This is a genomic window from Streptomyces lushanensis, from assembly GCF_001700515.1.
In the GTDB taxonomy this organism is placed as follows: domain Bacteria; phylum Actinomycetota; class Actinomycetes; order Streptomycetales; family Streptomycetaceae; genus Streptomyces; species Streptomyces lushanensis.
Window position 1 is genome coordinate 1 of sequence record NZ_MAUD01000657.1, and the last position, 306, is coordinate 306.

1 pseudogene is annotated in these 306 nt (G+C 70.6%); it reads right to left on the reverse strand.

The features are described from left to right. A pseudogene (locus tag BFF77_RS37580) lies at positions 1–203 on the reverse strand (bifunctional DNA primase/polymerase); the annotation flags it as partial. Positions 204–306: the final 103 nt, after the last annotated feature.

The window sequence follows — 306 nt, forward strand, 5'->3', positions numbered from 1 at the left end:
CCGCGCCCCTCTCCCGCCGATTGGAAGGCGTCTTCAACCCGGTGGCGGGGGATGTCGCCCCACGCGACGAAGCGCCCCACCTTGAAGGCGCTGCGGTTGAGGGTGATGTTGCCCTGCCCCTGGGGGGCAGTCAGGACCGTGGCACATTCACGTTCCAGGGCGGCCACGGCTGCGCGGGCGCCATCTACCTTGGGCATGTCCACCACAACGGACCGTGTGGGCGCCTGAGGGGGCTTGAGAGCGTCCAGGAGCCAGTTCGGGGCTTGAGCTACCGGTGCGGGGTCCACGACCGCGTACGGGGCGCCG